The organism is Bacteroidota bacterium, assembly GCA_016706255.1.
GTDB lineage: Bacteria > Bacteroidota > Bacteroidia > Chitinophagales > BACL12 > UBA7236.
This window is the reverse complement of sequence record JADJJZ010000029.1, coordinates 454,132-469,718: the sequence shown is the minus strand read 5'-3', so window position 1 is coordinate 469,718 and position 15,587 is coordinate 454,132. Positions and strand designations below refer to the sequence as shown.

Genomic DNA, 15,587 nt, shown 5'->3' with positions numbered 1-15,587 from the left:
AAAGTTACTACCGCAAACGGGTAAAATTAATTCCGTAAAAAAATAACAAGTATTTTTACCCCGGATATGTTGCAATATTTAGATAAAGACTTCAACAAAGATTTTACAAGGCATTATTCATTGCTGTTTCAATTGGAGGAACAACAATACAGTTATGCAGTTTATGAAAAACGCACCGGCAAATTACAAGTGCTTAAAACTGTTCAACTCAATAATGCTGCTCCAGGAGATATGTTAACCAAATTGCGCATTTCGGTTACCAGTGAAGATATGTTGCAATCGCCCTATCATGAAATTAAAATCGGCATCAGCTACGCACCGTTTACACTGGTTCCGCGGGTTTTGTTTGAAGAAGATAAAGCTGAACGTTATTTGTCGTTGAGCGCCGAAATTGCCAAAACCGACACCGTGCTTTCAAACAACGTGAAAGCAGTGTACGCCCGAAACATTTTTGCTTTGCCGGCAAACGAAGAACGGTATTTGAAAGAAGTATTTGATCACCCCAAGTTTTATCATATCGGTTCGGGACTGTTAGAACTGGCATCACGCATGAAGGACCAGTTTACCGACCAGCAATTAATTCTTGACATCAAACCCGGTGTAATTCATATTCTGTATTTCGAAAAGCGGGAATTCAAATTTATGAATCAGTACCGCTATGTAAACAAAGAAGACTTTTTGTATTACGTTTTACTCGTTGCGGAACAGTTTATGGTTGACCGCAATGTGTGTGATTTAAAACTATCGGGTGAAATTGTTCCCGATTCGATGTTATTCGGCGAGTTATGGAAATTTTTCAAAGAAATATCCTTCCTGCAAATGAATGAAAACATTGTGCTGCCGGATGCATTAAAGGAAACACCACTTTACATTTACAATACCTTATTGAGTTTAGATTTATGCGAATAAATGCAGGAAAATTTAAGGGGAGGAGATTTAATCCGCCTACCAATTTACCGGCGCGTCCTACAACCGATTTCGCCAAAGAAGGGCTTTTTAATATCCTGACCAACAACTTCGATTTCGAAATGGTGAGTTTCCTCGACTTATTTTCAGGAACCGGAAGCCTTTGTTACGAGATGGTTTCAAGGGGTTGTGAAGATATTGTTTGCGTTGAGCTCGACAAACGCAGCATCGATTTTATCCGTAAAACGAGCGATGAACTGCAGGGCAATATTAATGTGATGAAGATGGATGTGTTCGAATATATTCGGACTACAAAAAAGAAATTCGACATCATTTTCGCCGGGCCACCATATCCGCTCGAAAATATTCCTGCTTTACCGGAAGAAATTTTTGAAATGCAATTGTTGAAGCCGGAGGGATGGTTTGTGCTCGAAACCAATCAAAAATATAAATTCGATGACCATCCGCATTTTATCAGAATGCGCAATTACGGCACCACACATTTTCATGTTTTTGGTGCTGAACCAACAAAAAAATGAGTGTAGAGGTTGATCCGAAAGCCCATCTCCCAAAAAGGCATCATTAAATCTGCTAAATTTGTATCATGACGCGTATTGCAATCTTTCCCGGCTCTTTCGACCCTGTAACACTTGGGCATATTGATATTATTGAACGTGCACTGCCATTGTTTGATAAGGTAATTATTGCCATCGGAAAAAATTCGCAAAAGCAAGGCTATTTTACGCTTGAACAACGCATTAACTGGCTGCAGGAAATTTTTTTGAACGAATCGAAAATTGAAATCGACAGCTACGAAGGCCTGACTACCGAATATTGCAAACAAAAAAATGCGCAGTACATTTTACGCGGTTTGCGCAGCGTAACCGATTATGAATATGAAAAAGTAATTGCCTTGGCAAATCGCGGATTAAATCAGGAAATAGAAACCGTATTTTTTCTCAGCAAACCGGAATTCGGGCATGTAAGCTCCACAATCGTAAAAGAAATATTGCGACACGGTGGTGATATCAGCAATATGGTGCCATTGGTGGTTAGCCGTGGTGCATAACCAAAATACCTTTGGTAACTACCTCGCGCACAGTAGCATAAGCGCGATTTAATTTTTCATCAACCTGAGTGCTGGCAATCCATGTAGCAATCTCAATATCTTCTTCTTGCTGCGGTACAGGCTGAGCATCATCGCTGCACATCATTAAATACCAATACGTAACCTTTAACACTTTAGTGGCATTTTCAAGTCGGTAGGTATGATACGTTTTTTGCAGCTTTTTTACGATGGAAAGTTTAAGCAATCCGGTTTCTTCTCGCACTTCGCGCAAGGCTGCAGCCTTTTTCTTTTCACCTAAATCAATTTTACCTTTTGGTAAATCCCACATCGCTCTGCGAAAAATTAATAACACCTCATCTTTATTATTAAATACCAATCCGCCTGCTGCACGAATGGTTTTATATTCGGCAAAAAGTGTTTTTTTAAATGCTTTTATATCATGTTCATAAACAGTCAGGCTCTTAACACCGGCGTTGTTTTCAATCAGATAAAAGGCTTTATCGATATCTTTTTTTTGGTCAGAGGTAAAAACCGGATTATTAATATCATTTGTATTAACTGTTGCCGGTAAACCACCTTCAAACAGGTAAACCGGTGTCTCGTTGATGAAAATTTTATAGCTTTGGGCCATGCTCTTTAATTCTAGTGACGCAACTCTTTTCGCTGAAAAATTATTAACCATCGGTGCCATTAAACTGCGCCCGAATGAACCATTTACCTGGGCTAGTGGCTGGCGGTCCCCGATTTATTGCGATAATCGGCTCACCCTGTCATTCCCGGAAATCAGAACCTGGCTCAAAAATACGCTAGCCAATGGTATTAGTCAAAAGTTTCCCGGTGTGGAAATCATCGCCGGTGTGGCTACTGCCGGAATTCCGCACGGTGCATTGGTTGCTGATGCCCTTAATCTCCCATTTATTTACGTGCGCTCCGAAGCTAAAAAACACGGACTAAGTAATCAAATCGAAGGGAAGCTACCCGAAGGTGCAAAAGTTGTGGTGATTGAAGATTTGGTTTCCACCGGCGGTAGTAGTTTAACTGCTGTGCAGGCGTTGCGTAATGCAGGTGCAAATGTTATGGGCATGACTGCATTATTTACTTATGCATTTGATATTGCCGATGAAGCATTTAAACAGGCCGATTGTAATTTATACACCTTATCCGATTATCCGAGTTTAATTCAATATGCTTTAACCAAAGAAATAATTGCACGCGACACCGAATCATTGCTCAACGACTGGCGCCAAAATCCTTCCGGATGGATGCAATAGGATTTATTTTATTTGGTGCCGTTGTCGGTTTAATTGCCGGCATTGTAAATCTCTTGTTGTGGTTTTATGCGTTTAATCATACCCATTTATTTGGCATTCGTTTACATGAAGGTTTAAATAATATTATTCAGCAGGCAGTTACCGAATCTAATGCATCCGGCACCACAGGAATTCAGGAAATTGAAACAAAAATTCTCGGACTTTTTGATGATTTTATGGCGAATAAACTCACCGTAAAAATGCCCGTATTAAGTATGTTTATTGATGATAAATTAATTGATGAAATACGCGTAATTTTTCACGATGAAATGTCGGCCTCATTACCACAATTATTACAATCCGGATTCTCAAATACCGGTAAACAGGAGGGAAGCAATCAATTACAAAATTCCATCACAAAAATAATGCGCCGAAAAATGCAAGGCCCTGCATTGTTATTTCTTTTTTTCGGCACATTAGCCGGCGCAACAATTGGCGCTATTTGGAGCGCTTGCGTTTAATCAAATAATGCACACATAAGTGCTATAACTAATCATTTTCGAGTAAAAGAAAATAGTATTTTTTTTGGAGCAGCAACATCCCCCTTCTAATAAAATTCGCAACCTGCTTTTCGCTGCAACAAACTATATAATTACAATCATACTCAAAACCGGCTGTACCATTGGTACATCGGTACATCACCAAATTGGTACATTAGTTTGTTTCCGCTTCAATCAGGGCTAGAATTCACTTTCGAAGTTCTAAAAACAGTCGATAATTAGCAAATTGCCGATTAGCAAATTAGCTAATGGGTTAGTCGTTAGAATGACAATCATACTCCTATTCAAATATTCATTAAATGATTAATAATTTAATTATGAGTCGGGCTAATATTGATTAGCCCCAACGGCAGCTCCGAATGAAATTCCCACTCAAAATCGGCTGTTAATTAGCAATTAGCAAATTAGCTAATGGGTTAGTCGTTGGAATGACAATCTTACTCCTATTCAAATTTTCAAAAAATGATTAATAATTTAATTATGAGTCGGCTAATATTGATTAGCCCCAACGACAGCTCCGAATGAAATTCCCACTCAAAATCGGCTGTTCCATTGGTACATTGGTACATCGGTACATTGGTACATCAATCATGGCGAGAATTACCCGTCGAAGTTCTAATTCAAATCGCACTGTGAACCGGCTGTTAATCAGCACATTAATCACCATCCGCCGCGGCGTAAACATTATCGAGAACTCCGAATAAAATACTAACTCAAAATCGGCTGTTCCATTGGTACATTGGTACATCGGTACATTGGTACATTGAGTTTAATTCTTTTTGGTATATTTGCGTAAAAAATACGCATATGGCAATCGCAAAAAATCAGGACATTAAACTCGCAGTTGATGCAATTGTTTTTGGGTATAACCAAAATGAATTACAGGTGTTACTGGTAAAACAAAAGTTTGGCGAAATGGCAAATAAATGGGTTTTACCCGGTGGCTTTATCAATAACGATGAACTACTTAAAGATGCTGTTATTAGCGAATTAAATGAGGAAGCTGGAATCAGGGTTGACTACCTTGAACAATTGTATACCTACGGCGATAATGTACATCGTGACCCGCGTGGCAGAGTTGTGAGTGTTGCCTATTATGCCTTGGTTGATCCTTCACAATTTAATATAACTGCAGGTAGCGATGCTAAGGATGCTAAGTGGTTTCCACTGCTGAAAGTGCCTAAAACAGGCTACGACCACAATAAAATGATTCAATATGCTTCGACACGATTGTCTGACAAAATTCAATATCAACCCATAGGTTTCGAATTATTAGCCGATAAATTCCCATTCTCAGACCTGGAGAATTTATATATTACCATTTTAGGAAAGCAGATTGACAGACGTAATTTCCGCAAAAAAGTGCTGGCCAGTGAAATATTAATTGAAACAAATGAATTTGCATCAAATGCTGTTGGCCGTCCGGGTAAATTGTACCAGTTTGATAAAAGCAGATACTATGAATTAACTAAATCAGGTTGGCAGTTGGACTTGAAATTTTTATAACTTTTTAGGTTAATTATTTGGTAAGTTAAAAAGGCAGTGTATATTTGCGTAAAAAATACGCAAATGGTATTAAATCTCGATTCCTCCTTTAAACCGCTTTTGCTGCAGGAAATAGAATTTGAAACTTTCACCTTTTCTGGCGGAGAGCCACATGTGAAATTAAATACCAATTCAATTGAAGGTGAAACAGCCTGGGTGACGCACCGCATTACAACATTTAATGATTTGGGCTTACTCTTTGTTGCTTGCGACGCATTGCGCAGAGCAGGAATACAATCGCTTAATTTGTTTTTACCTTACTTCCCCGGTGCCCGCCAAGACAGAGTTATGGTTTCAGGTGAACCATTAACTGCAAAAGTTTATGCTGACTTAATCAATCAGTTACATTTTAAACAAGTTGTAATTTTTGATCCCCATTCGGAAGTTGTTCCTGCATTGTTGAACAATTGTGTTGTTATGAATAATTATGAATTTATTAATTGGGTTTATGAGCAAATACCGGCTTCAACGTTGTTAGTAGCACCTGACGGTGGTTCGCTAAAAAAGATTTACGGATTAAGCGCATTTTTAAACAAATATTCGGTAGTTGAATGCAGGAAACACCGTAACACTGAAACCGGCAAAATAGACGGATTTACTGCCTTTACAGATGATTTAAACCGGCAACCTTGTTTAATTGTAGATGATATTTGTGATGGCGGCGCTACGTTTATCGGAATTGCCAAAACGCTAAAAGAAAAAAATGCCGGTGATTTATATTTGGCTGTCAGCCATGGCATTTTCAGCAAAGGGTTAAATGAATTACAAGCGCATTTCAAAAACATCTTTACAACAAATTCTTTTCCGCAAAAAGAAAATTCGTTTGTATCTACATTTAACTTAGCGATGACAAATTAAATATTACTTCTTTTCACACCCTGCATTTTAAACGCACTAAACCTACCTATATGTTACCACTCTTATTAACTGATGGTTATAAATTAGACCACAGACGTCAATACCCTAGCGGAACATCCCTTGTTTATTCAAATTGGGCGCCACGCAGAAGCAGATATGAAGAAATTGATAAAATCACCTTTTTTGGGTTACAATATTTCATTAAAAAATATTTGCTGGAAGATTTTGAAATAAATTTTTTCAAAAAACCGAAACAACAAGTATTAAACGAATACACCCGTCGTGTAAATAATTATCTTGGACCAAACAATATTGGAATTGAACATATTGCTGCATTACATGACCTTGGCTATATTCCAATGGTAATTAAAGCTATTCCTGAAGGAACGGGCACGCATGCGCGCATACCGATGTGCACGATGTATAATACACTTCCTGATTTTTTCTGGCTAACTAATTATTTCGAAACACTATTTTCTGTAATTGTCTGGATGCCTTGTACATCGGCAACAATTGCAAAAGCGTACCACAAAATATTATCTGCATATGCATCAGAAACAAGCGATGATACTGCTTTCGTGCAATGGCAGGGACATGATTTTTCAATGCGTGGCATGGCAGGTTTGGAAGCAGCAATGATATCAGGTGCAGGCCATTTGTTAAGTTTTACAGGCTCAGATACGATTCCGGCTATTGATTTTTTAGAAAAATACTATAACGCAAATTCCGATACGGAATTAATAGGCGGCTCAGTTGCAGCTACTGAACATTCAGTGATGAGCATGGGCACCAATGAAAGGGAATTAGATACATTCAGAAGATTGATTACAGAAATTTATCCCGGCGGAATTGTTTCAATTGTATCAGATACCTGGAATTTATGGACAGTATTATTGGAATATTTACCACAATTAAAAGAAGAAATTGTAAATAGAAATGGCAAGGTGGTAATTCGCCCCGATTCAGGCGATCCTGTTGATATTATTTGTGGCGATGTAACAAGCGATAAGGAATATGAGCGCAAAGGTGTCGTGGAACTTTTATGGGATGTTTTTGGCGGTAAAATAAACGCTAAAGGGTATAAAGAATTAGCGCCTTACATCGGGACCATTTATGGTGACAGTATTACAATGGAGCGTGCAAAAAATATTTGTGAAAGATTAAAAGCAAAAGGGTTCGCATCAACTAATGTGGTTTTAGGTATCGGCTCTTATACCTATCAATATAATACGCGCGATACGTTTGGATTTGCCATGAAAGCTACTTACGGTATTGTGAATAATGAACAACGCGTAATATATAAAGATCCTGTTACAGATGACGGGGTAAAAAAATCAGCAAGAGGCTTATTACAGCTTACTTTGGACAATAACAACGATTATTTGTTACATGATAATTGTACCTGGGAAGAAGAAAAAACCGGAGCACTGAAAGAAGTGTTCAGGGATGGAAAATTATTAATTGATGATACACTCCAGGCAATCCGGGATAGAATAAAAAATAATTAGTTCTTAATTATACTTTTTATTGTTGTTAGTAAACCGGCATGGATATTCAACATGTAGGTACCTGAAGGTAATTCCTGCAAATTCAGTTCAACGATATTCATATTATTAACTGTTTGATTTATTAATATACGTCCTGTAATATCAATTAGTTGAATATTGATTTCTGTGATATCAGCCGGAACATTAAAATCAACATATAGATTTGAAGTAACCGGATTCGGATAAACCGAAAACATAGCATCATTGGCAATTGTATTTACACTGGTAGTTGCCTGTATCGTTTGCGTAAAAATATCAGCACCACAATCATTGGTAATTACGAGTGTTACGGTGTAGCTTCCTGCTTCCGGATAAATATGAGTTGGATTTTCTTCGGTTGAAGTAGTGCCATCACCAAAATCCCAAAACCATGTAGTAGCGCCTGTAGCCAAGCTGGTAAATTGTGCAGTTAATCCCACATCTGTTACTACATCAAAATCGGCAACCGGTAATGGTGTTATTTCAAGATTAACCGTATCGGATGCAAAACATCCTGATGCAGGAATGGTTACATCCACATAATATGTTCCTGAAGTGCCAACATAAATAGTTTGTGTGGTTGCGCCTGTATTCCAGATATAATTACTGCCGAAATTTTCTGCATCTAAATAAGTGCCTTCACAATAAATACCATCATCACCTAAATCGATTACAGGATTTGGGTATATGGTAATTAAAGCTGAGTCGCTGACAAAACAAGTTTCATTTGCGTAATAGGTAACTGTATACATTCCGCTTTCATAAACGGTAATATCTTGGGTTGTAGCACCTGTATTCCATACATATAATTCAGCACCATCACCGGCATCTAAAGTTATTGATGTGCCTTCACATGCTGATGCATCATCAATGGCAACATCAGGAGCTGAAATAAAGGATATCGTATCTGTTACCGTAACGGCACATGGTGTGGGAATATAACGCCATGACCTGTTAAAAATGGTAAACACCGATTTATTAAAATCTTCACTACCCACATAAGCTTGTGTTCCTGTAATGTTTTCTATACCCTGAGTCATTTCTCCACCATCACTTTGTAAATCGATATTGATAATATCAATCGCATTTGTTGTTTCATACAATACAATTTGACCCGAAACAGTTGCTGCTGATAAATAATGACGTACATTTTTATATTCAATAATAAATTTTCTATTCGGAGCAACACCTTGTAATTCATAATAAATATCTCCACCGGAACTTGGGTCTAAATCGGTCCAGCAAAATGCGATTAAATTATTAGGCTCGGAGGGTTTTGGTAAATGTTGTAATAAATACGAATCATTTGGTGCACCAAATCCAATTAATCCATTAGATGAAATAAATATTTTGTTGTAAACATGATCAAAAAAAGTAAAATCAAACCCGATGTTAATATCGTCTTCAGAATCATCATCTCCCAATCCAATATCATCATAAATGCCCAGTGGTTTTGGATAAAAAGGAATTTCAAATACGGCATAATCGGCAACAGGTTCATAAGCATAAGTAACAGTTGTAGTTGATCCAACACCACCCGCTAATGCAGGGTCCATTTCACCCGTTGTTGCATTAATAATTGTTTCGCCTGACCAAACACCGCCCGGAGGAGCGTCGGTTGGAAATATGGTGCTGCCATCGTAACAAATATTATCCGGAAATCCTGCCGTAATAAGTGTTTCCGTATTCATCACATTTAACTGAGTTGTATCATTAAAAGGATAGGTATCATCTACCCATTCAATCCAGGCAACAATTTCATGTTCACCATCAAGGGATAAATCAGCGGTAGCAGTAAAAGTGTAGGATGCAATTTCATCTACCCCCAAAACACCCGGAAATATTTCGGTTACGGTAGCTGCGCCATCAACCTGGTATGCAACATTAAAACCGGAAGCATCTGTTATGCCAATATTGTTTAATTCGATAGTAATGAGTTGATTTGTCGGTAATTCACAGGCATCAGCAATCGGGTCAATTGAATTAATAGTAATATCTGCATCAACTCCAATGATATTTACGGTATAATCTTCAGCCTCACCATAAGTTTCAACAGCACATGCGTCGAAATCAATACTATTGTAAACGCATCTGATGCGCATGATAGTAGTTCCTTCCGGTGCATCTGCAGGAATTAAAATTGATTGTATGGTTTCCGCGCTAGCAGGTAATAAAATTGGTGTAAAAATTTCTTCATCATCGGTAAATAATCCGTCCTGATTATAATCAATCCATCCGCGATAACCTTCGGCATAAGCAGGCGTATTAACAAGCGTTAATTCGTACGTATTGCCTTGAAATAATGATGTATTTAAATCGGTATAATCGCTATAACCTGTTCCATCACCTGCACCATTATCGAGATTATTTATCGTATTAATGGCAACACCATCAATATAATCAAAATCGGTTGTGCCGGCGGTATATTCCGGAATACAAAATTGAGCAGATACACATTGTATACTTAGCCCAACAAGCAGGGTTAATAAAAGTGGGCGCAAAAAGGGTAAAATTTTAACGGATAATTATTTATTAAAAGTGGAAATGTACATGGCCATTTTTGGAGCTCTGGATGCAAAATAAGTATTCCATTTTGCAGCATCCCAAGTTACTCCGGCGCTATCGGTAAATGGTTCGATTACAATGCCAATTTGTTTTGAATTAAAATCAGCATTTAAGGTCACATTTTGTTCGCTGAAATTGGTGCAAAAATTTTCCAGTGTTTCAGCCGATTTTATGTTAAGTGCGCTGATATCTACCACATATTTTTCTGCTACTGCCTGATCGGTTGGGAGGGTGATAACCATATCACTGCTAATTAAGGCAACAACGGGTTTACCGGGAACTGCCGAGGTCAAACTAAAAAATCCAATTGTGAGCAGGAGCAGGGAAGTAGCTAGTTTTTTCATTTGTATTGCTTTTGTTGTTATAAAGGTAAAAAAAATTATCAAAACACCTGAAGTGGGTTTTGTTTAAAGGCTAAGGCGATAATCGGCAATGGATTCAAGCGGGTTGGAGGTTTTGATAAACAGGCCGTTTCCGGTTGCAACCAGCGCTCCGTCTGCATCGCGAATCTCGGCCTCGGCGGTGAGTTTATCACCCGAGTGTTGCAACAATGTTCCTATTGCAGTCAGTAAACCTCCGGTAACCGGCTTTTTCATTTTTATTTGGAAACTGGCTGTTACGATAAAAACATCAGTAATTATTGAAGCTGCAGCAAAGTAGGCTGCATCATCCAACAATTTGAAAAAAACTGCGCCATGCAGCGAACCTCCTCCGTGAAAATGTAGAGCATCAACAGGATAAGTGATTTTAGATTTTCCTTCACTTACAACAATGCTAATTCCCTGATATAATTTTTGCACCGGTGCAGTTTGATATAAATTTTCCAGTTTACGAAAATGTTTCTGCATTACAGTTTTATAAATGTTCCGGTAATAAATGTGTCATTATCTGCAACTGAAATAATATATAATCCCGGCAACATGCCATCATTTAATGTGATCGTAGTTTTATTTTCAATTACCTGTTGTGTGTAAATTAATTCACCGGTTAAATTGTACATCTGTAATATCGTATTATCACCAACCGGGTTATTAAGTGAAACAGTTAAAAATTGCTGCGCTGGATTTGGATAAATTTTTAATTCTGGAATTTCAGGTTCTGAAATACCGGTGCCAAAACTCTTTTCAAAAATCTGGAAACCACCGCGAATACTTCCGGTAATAAAATCCATTTCACCATCATTATTTATATCAGCTCCATTAATTGAACTGTAAGTACCGGGATGATATTGGTAATAATTAGTATTGCTTTCATAAAATTCGCCTAATAACGCATCTTCAATTTCATTATATAAATAAATATTACCACTTTGCGAACCCGAAACCAGGTATAAAGAATCATGTTCATTGCGATACATAAATGGTGTGCTATAACCGGTTACGGCTAAATCTGCACGCACATCTACACCGCCCCAAATTTCACTTTCGAGTGTAAAAACAGGACTGCTGGTGGTACCGGTATTATGATAATAATTTAAGTTGCCATTTACTTCTCCCACTACCATATCTAATTTACCATCCTGTTGAATATCGATAAAACATGGTGTTGAATACTGACCAACATCTATTCCCTGATACATTGGCACAGGTGCAGCCATAACCGCATCGCCAACTCCAGCGGATAAATTTTCCAGATAAGTGATGTTGCCATTTATATCTCCAAGAAATAAATCCTCATCACCATCATTATCAGCATCGGCCGCAGCGGGAGCAAGATGTGTTAATCCAATGCCATCAATATTACCAAAATTTTTAGTCACTAATTCAAATTTTGGTGTAGCTGCAGTTCCGATATTTTTAAACAGCCATAATCCGTAATGAAATGTTTCTGATTTACCAAAAGTTGAACTTACGCCTGCTACAATATCGAGTAGATTATCATTATTGTAATTAAAAAATATTGGTTTAGAATAAGCACCAATGTCAATCATATCGCTGATTAAAAAAGTATCAGTTTGAAATACTAAATCGAAAGTATCGTTCGTATTTAAATTTTCGTACATCCAGATATGTTCTGTATTTAACCCTAATAAATAATCATTGGTTGTTGCTATAAAATCTTGATCATTATCGTTGTCGTAGTCAATTAAATATCCTGCAGGAAAAACTGTCATATCATATTCAACACCATTCGATTGCCATAAGGTATCTTTATAATCCATTTCGGCAGAAGCTACTGTGCCACCATTATGGTAATACACGAGATTATTACAAGAATTATCTCCTAAAATTGCATCAACATCATTGTCGCCATCTTTATCAAATGTTACAATTGTTGAACCGATATGTGCACGTGAACCTTCGTTTTCGGGTGTAACTTCATCACCTCCTTTACAGGCAACATGTAAATCGCCGCCGTAACATGAAAATCCTTCATATAAACTACCCCAGCACAATTCATTTAATTCATAAGTTAAACTGTCACAGCTATAACCTTTTTCTACCGCATTATTTTGATAGAACCGAATGGTTGCGTTAGAAACAGAAAATGCTAATATATCAATGTCGCCATCGCTGTCGATATCATCAATTGCTGAAATATCTGTGCGGCTGGTATACAGCGGTGTGCTGCCGGTACCATCGGTGTATTCCAATTGCACCTTTGCTAATTCAAATTGTAATTTGCCATCTATTTCTACACCTTTATACACCTGAGTAGTTCCGATATAGTAAGTAAATATATCCGGCAATCCATCACAATTATAATCGCGTATTAATGCCCAATCTTCCAACACAGGAAATATGTGATTAAATTCAGGTGCATAGCTATAATTGCCGGCAACATCTTTAATTAAAATGGTAATTGATTTCCCACCACGGTCGAAAATAAATAAATCGTTAATGCCGTCAAGGTTAATATCTATATCAGAAAATTGAGCTGCTGTTAATCCTCCTGTAAATGGTAATTTGAGATCGGTGCCGTATTGACGTGCAACAATGTTGGTGTTTGGCATGTATTGACCATACACTTGTAAACTGACAAATAAACAGAAGAGGAGTAAACTATTTTTCATGTATCAGTTTTTAATAAAATTGACTGTTGCTATGGAATTATTATGTGAATCAACTAAATAGATATAATAAATTCCCTGTGGAATTGAATTAACATTCAGTATTTGTTTTGTTTGAGGAGATAAGTTTACAGTCAAATAAGTTCTGCCATCTAAACCATAAACAACTGCTTTTGCAATTTCTTTTCCACTTAATGATTCAAGCATAATTTGCTGACTAGTAGGATTTGGATAAACTAAAATATGGTTATCGGAATTAATATTGTCAACGATGCCGGTTGCACTTTCATCTCTGTAAATGGTAATACCGCCGCGTTGGTTTCCGGTGATAAAATCAGGCAAATTATCATTGTCAATATCAGCTACACTTACAGCACTGTAATTACCTTCATCAATATTGTTGAATTTATCAGTTACTTCGGTAAAAGCACCGCTAAAATCAGCAGTAGGCTGGTAAAAATAAATTGTTCCATTTTCGCTACCAACATATAATTCATAATTTCCTGCTGCATTTTTATACATAAATGGAATTGAAGAACCTGTTATGGCAAGTGGAGCGCGCACATCCACATTCCCCCAAAATTCATTTACAACTGTAAAAAGGGGAGCTGCAGCCGTACCGGTATTTTCAAGGTAATTGAGATTACCATTTTTTTCTCCTAAAATTAAATCATCTAAACCATCACCATTTAAATCAATTAATTGTGGTGCTGCGTTTTTACCTAAATCAATACCCTGATATTGTGCAGCCTGTAAAACAAAACTTGCAGGGCCATCAGGCGGTCCGATATTTTTGAAGTAATGCAAATAGCCTTCTTCTTCACCAACAAGCATATCCATATCGCCATCGCCGTCTAAATCGCCAAAAGTTGGCACCAGCAGGTTAAAATCAAATGCAGATAAACCGCCCCAGTCGCGTGTAATTAAAGTAAATTCAGCTTGTGTGGGTGTTCCGGTATTTTCGAATAATGCCAGCATCCCTTTATAATCGCCACTTTGAAAATAACCGTTGTTGCCAATTACAATATCAAGTAAACCATCATAATTGTAATCAAAATATATGGGATAAGCGCCTTCACCTAAATCAACCATTTCACTTACAAAAAGGGAGTCCTGCTGATAGTCAAAAACATAGGTGTCATCAGTAGAAATATTTTTATAATACCATACATTTTTAAAATTTTCGTTCTGATTAACATTATTTGGCGAAACCAGCATATCTTTTTTTCCGTCATTATTTACATCAATCAAAAAAGCTGCAGGGAAAATAGGATCATCATAGGGATTATCATATTCAGGAAATGTAGTATCCTGTGATACAATATTTGCAAACGAATTATCACCGCCGTTAACCAATTTATTTAATTTATTAAAAGCCAGATCGCCTAAAACTACATCCATATCATTGTCGCCATCTTCATCAAAAATCATAAATGAAGAACCCGCATGTGCATTATTGGTACCGGAAGTTACACCTTTGCATTCGTAATCCAGTTGAACAGAATAAGTTAATCCGCTTTCATAAAAATTACCCCAGCAGGAATTGATATGTTCCAGTTGCATTACGCCACATGCCAATCCTTCCTCAACTTGTTTATTAATGTAATGGTCAACAATCCCGCCGGCTATATTAAAGGATAATACATCTATATCACCATCAAAATCTAAATCTGCAAATCCCGGAACATCAATTACGCCGACTGCTAAATCGAAATAAAAACCGGCTTCTTTAAATTGTAATTTATCGATATCAATTGTGTAATTGATTTGATATCCATCATAACTTGCGATGTAAGTGCGAATACCGTTATCGAAACCGGTAATAATATCTTCCAAACCATCACAGTTGTAATCTAATAAAATCGCCCAGTCGAACATTTCCGGAAATATATTTTGGTATTGTTGCCAGTAGCGGTAATTAATTTCACCTGTTTCACCTTCGTTTAATAATACTAACGATTTATTACCGGCGCGGTCAAACATATAAATATCTGATTTTCCATCTTGATTTACATCTATTGCAGAAAATTGCGGATTGTTTAATCCACCTGCTAAGGGATATAATAAAGTTCTTCCTTCTTCAATAAACGGAATATTGTAATTGTAAATATATTGTTGTGCCTGCAACGTAGTAGAACACGAAATCATTAAAATAAAAACGGCACCAAAAACAATTTTTTTCATAGTATATAATTCCCCTTAAAGATACGAATCAAAACGGTTTAAAAAGCGTGTACAGTGTTAAACTGACGGAAAAATGAACAGGTGAATTTAAAATTGGCACGGTATTGTATTTAT

Annotated in this window: 14 protein-coding genes; 8 read left to right on the top strand and 6 right to left on the bottom strand. The window is 37.2% G+C overall.

What is annotated here, in order from left to right:
* The first annotated feature begins 66 nt into the window (after positions 1-66).
* The 3 genes from IPI65_20040 to coaD all read left to right on the top strand — a co-directional run bounded on the left by IPI65_20040 (position 67) and on the right by coaD (position 1,975).
* The gene (locus IPI65_20040) at positions 67-909 is read left to right on the top strand and encodes a DUF3822 family protein (GenBank protein MBK7443722.1); all 843 of its coding nucleotides are present in this window, start codon (positions 67-69) and stop codon (positions 907-909) included.
* Complete coding sequence (locus tag IPI65_20035) at positions 900-1,445, top strand: RsmD family RNA methyltransferase (protein ID MBK7443721.1); 546 nt, start codon at positions 900-902, stop codon at positions 1,443-1,445. The genes IPI65_20040 and IPI65_20035 overlap by 10 nt, the downstream gene beginning before the upstream one ends.
* Positions 1,446-1,510: 65 nt before the next feature.
* Positions 1,511-1,975, top strand: coding sequence for a pantetheine-phosphate adenylyltransferase (gene coaD, locus IPI65_20030; GenBank protein ID MBK7443720.1), 465 nt, complete (start codon positions 1,511-1,513; stop codon positions 1,973-1,975).
* On the opposite strand, the gene IPI65_20025 is transcribed toward coaD, so the two are convergent.
* On the bottom strand, positions 1,959-2,606 hold the full coding sequence (locus IPI65_20025; protein ID MBK7443719.1) for an NUDIX domain-containing protein: 648 nt from the start codon (positions 2,604-2,606) through the stop codon (positions 1,959-1,961). The two genes, coaD and IPI65_20025, sit on opposite strands and share 17 nt — an antisense overlap.
* Between IPI65_20025 and IPI65_20020 the strand changes: the two genes are divergently transcribed.
* The 5 genes from IPI65_20020 (at position 2,605) to IPI65_20000 (ending at position 7,696) form a co-directional block, all read left to right on the top strand.
* Positions 2,605-3,246 (top strand): orotate phosphoribosyltransferase, encoded by a 642-nt coding sequence (locus IPI65_20020; GenBank protein MBK7443718.1) that lies wholly within the window; start codon positions 2,605-2,607, stop codon positions 3,244-3,246. The two genes, IPI65_20025 and IPI65_20020, sit on opposite strands and share 2 nt — an antisense overlap.
* Entirely contained in the window at positions 3,234-3,746 is a 513-nt protein-coding gene (locus tag IPI65_20015) for a hypothetical protein (protein ID MBK7443717.1), read from the top strand. The genes IPI65_20020 and IPI65_20015 overlap by 13 nt, the downstream gene beginning before the upstream one ends.
* Positions 3,747-4,592: 846 nt before the next feature.
* Positions 4,593-5,291 (top strand): NUDIX hydrolase, encoded by a 699-nt coding sequence (locus tag IPI65_20010; protein ID MBK7443716.1) that lies wholly within the window; start codon positions 4,593-4,595, stop codon positions 5,289-5,291.
* Positions 5,292-5,354: 63 nt separating this feature from the next.
* Positions 5,355-6,188: a ribose-phosphate pyrophosphokinase gene (locus tag IPI65_20005; GenBank protein ID MBK7443715.1), complete on the top strand. Its 834-nt coding sequence runs from the start codon at positions 5,355-5,357 to the stop codon at positions 6,186-6,188.
* Positions 6,189-6,238: 50 nt separating this feature from the next.
* Entirely contained in the window at positions 6,239-7,696 is a 1,458-nt protein-coding gene (locus tag IPI65_20000; protein MBK7443714.1) for a nicotinate phosphoribosyltransferase, read from the top strand.
* On the opposite strand, the gene IPI65_19995 is transcribed toward IPI65_20000, so the two are convergent.
* From IPI65_19995 to IPI65_19975, 5 genes are all read right to left on the bottom strand, one after another.
* Positions 7,693-10,215 carry a PKD domain-containing protein gene (locus IPI65_19995; protein ID MBK7443713.1) on the bottom strand — a complete coding sequence of 841 codons (2,523 nt, stop codon included), beginning with the start codon at positions 10,213-10,215 and terminating at the stop codon, positions 7,693-7,695. The two genes, IPI65_20000 and IPI65_19995, sit on opposite strands and share 4 nt — an antisense overlap.
* 24 nt (positions 10,216-10,239) lie before the next feature.
* Complete coding sequence (locus IPI65_19990; protein ID MBK7443712.1) at positions 10,240-10,623, bottom strand: hypothetical protein; 384 nt, start codon at positions 10,621-10,623, stop codon at positions 10,240-10,242.
* Positions 10,624-10,686: 63 nt separating this feature from the next.
* Positions 10,687-11,127: a PaaI family thioesterase gene (locus IPI65_19985; GenBank protein MBK7443711.1), complete on the bottom strand. Its 441-nt coding sequence runs from the start codon at positions 11,125-11,127 to the stop codon at positions 10,687-10,689.
* Entirely contained in the window at positions 11,127-13,292 is a 2,166-nt protein-coding gene (locus IPI65_19980) for a T9SS type A sorting domain-containing protein (GenBank protein ID MBK7443710.1), read from the bottom strand. Before IPI65_19980 ends, IPI65_19985 begins: the two co-directional genes overlap by 1 nt.
* Before the next feature lie 3 nt (positions 13,293-13,295).
* Positions 13,296-15,473, bottom strand: a complete 2,178-nt coding sequence (locus IPI65_19975) for a T9SS type A sorting domain-containing protein (protein MBK7443709.1) — start codon at positions 15,471-15,473, stop codon at positions 13,296-13,298.
* Between the last annotated feature and the right edge of the window lie 114 nt (positions 15,474-15,587).

What these genes read in the sequence shown, in the direction of transcription:
- IPI65_20020 (MBK7443718.1), top strand. Translation starts at nt 2,605, where the DNA reads ATGCTCTTTAATTCTAGTGACGCAACTCTTTTCGCTGAAAAATTATTA.
- IPI65_19990 (MBK7443712.1), bottom strand. Translation starts at nt 10,623, where the DNA reads ATGAAAAAACTAGCTACTTCCCTGCTCCTGCTCACAATTGGATTTTTT.
- IPI65_20000 (MBK7443714.1), top strand. Translation starts at nt 6,239, where the DNA reads ATGTTACCACTCTTATTAACTGATGGTTATAAATTAGACCACAGACGT.
- IPI65_20015 (MBK7443717.1), top strand. Translation starts at nt 3,234, where the DNA reads ATGGATGCAATAGGATTTATTTTATTTGGTGCCGTTGTCGGTTTAATT.
- IPI65_20010 (MBK7443716.1), top strand. Translation starts at nt 4,593, where the DNA reads ATGGCAATCGCAAAAAATCAGGACATTAAACTCGCAGTTGATGCAATT.
- IPI65_19975 (MBK7443709.1), bottom strand. Translation starts at nt 15,473, where the DNA reads ATGAAAAAAATTGTTTTTGGTGCCGTTTTTATTTTAATGATTTCGTGT.
- IPI65_20005 (MBK7443715.1), top strand. Translation starts at nt 5,355, where the DNA reads ATGGTATTAAATCTCGATTCCTCCTTTAAACCGCTTTTGCTGCAGGAA.
- coaD (MBK7443720.1), top strand. Translation starts at nt 1,511, where the DNA reads ATGACGCGTATTGCAATCTTTCCCGGCTCTTTCGACCCTGTAACACTT.
- IPI65_19985 (MBK7443711.1), bottom strand. Translation starts at nt 11,127, where the DNA reads ATGCAGAAACATTTTCGTAAACTGGAAAATTTATATCAAACTGCACCG.
- IPI65_20035 (MBK7443721.1), top strand. Translation starts at nt 900, where the DNA reads ATGCGAATAAATGCAGGAAAATTTAAGGGGAGGAGATTTAATCCGCCT.
- IPI65_20040 (MBK7443722.1), top strand. Translation starts at nt 67, where the DNA reads ATGTTGCAATATTTAGATAAAGACTTCAACAAAGATTTTACAAGGCAT.
- IPI65_20025 (MBK7443719.1), bottom strand. Translation starts at nt 2,606, where the DNA reads ATGGCCCAAAGCTATAAAATTTTCATCAACGAGACACCGGTTTACCTG.
- IPI65_19980 (MBK7443710.1), bottom strand. Translation starts at nt 13,292, where the DNA reads ATGAAAAATAGTTTACTCCTCTTCTGTTTATTTGTCAGTTTACAAGTG.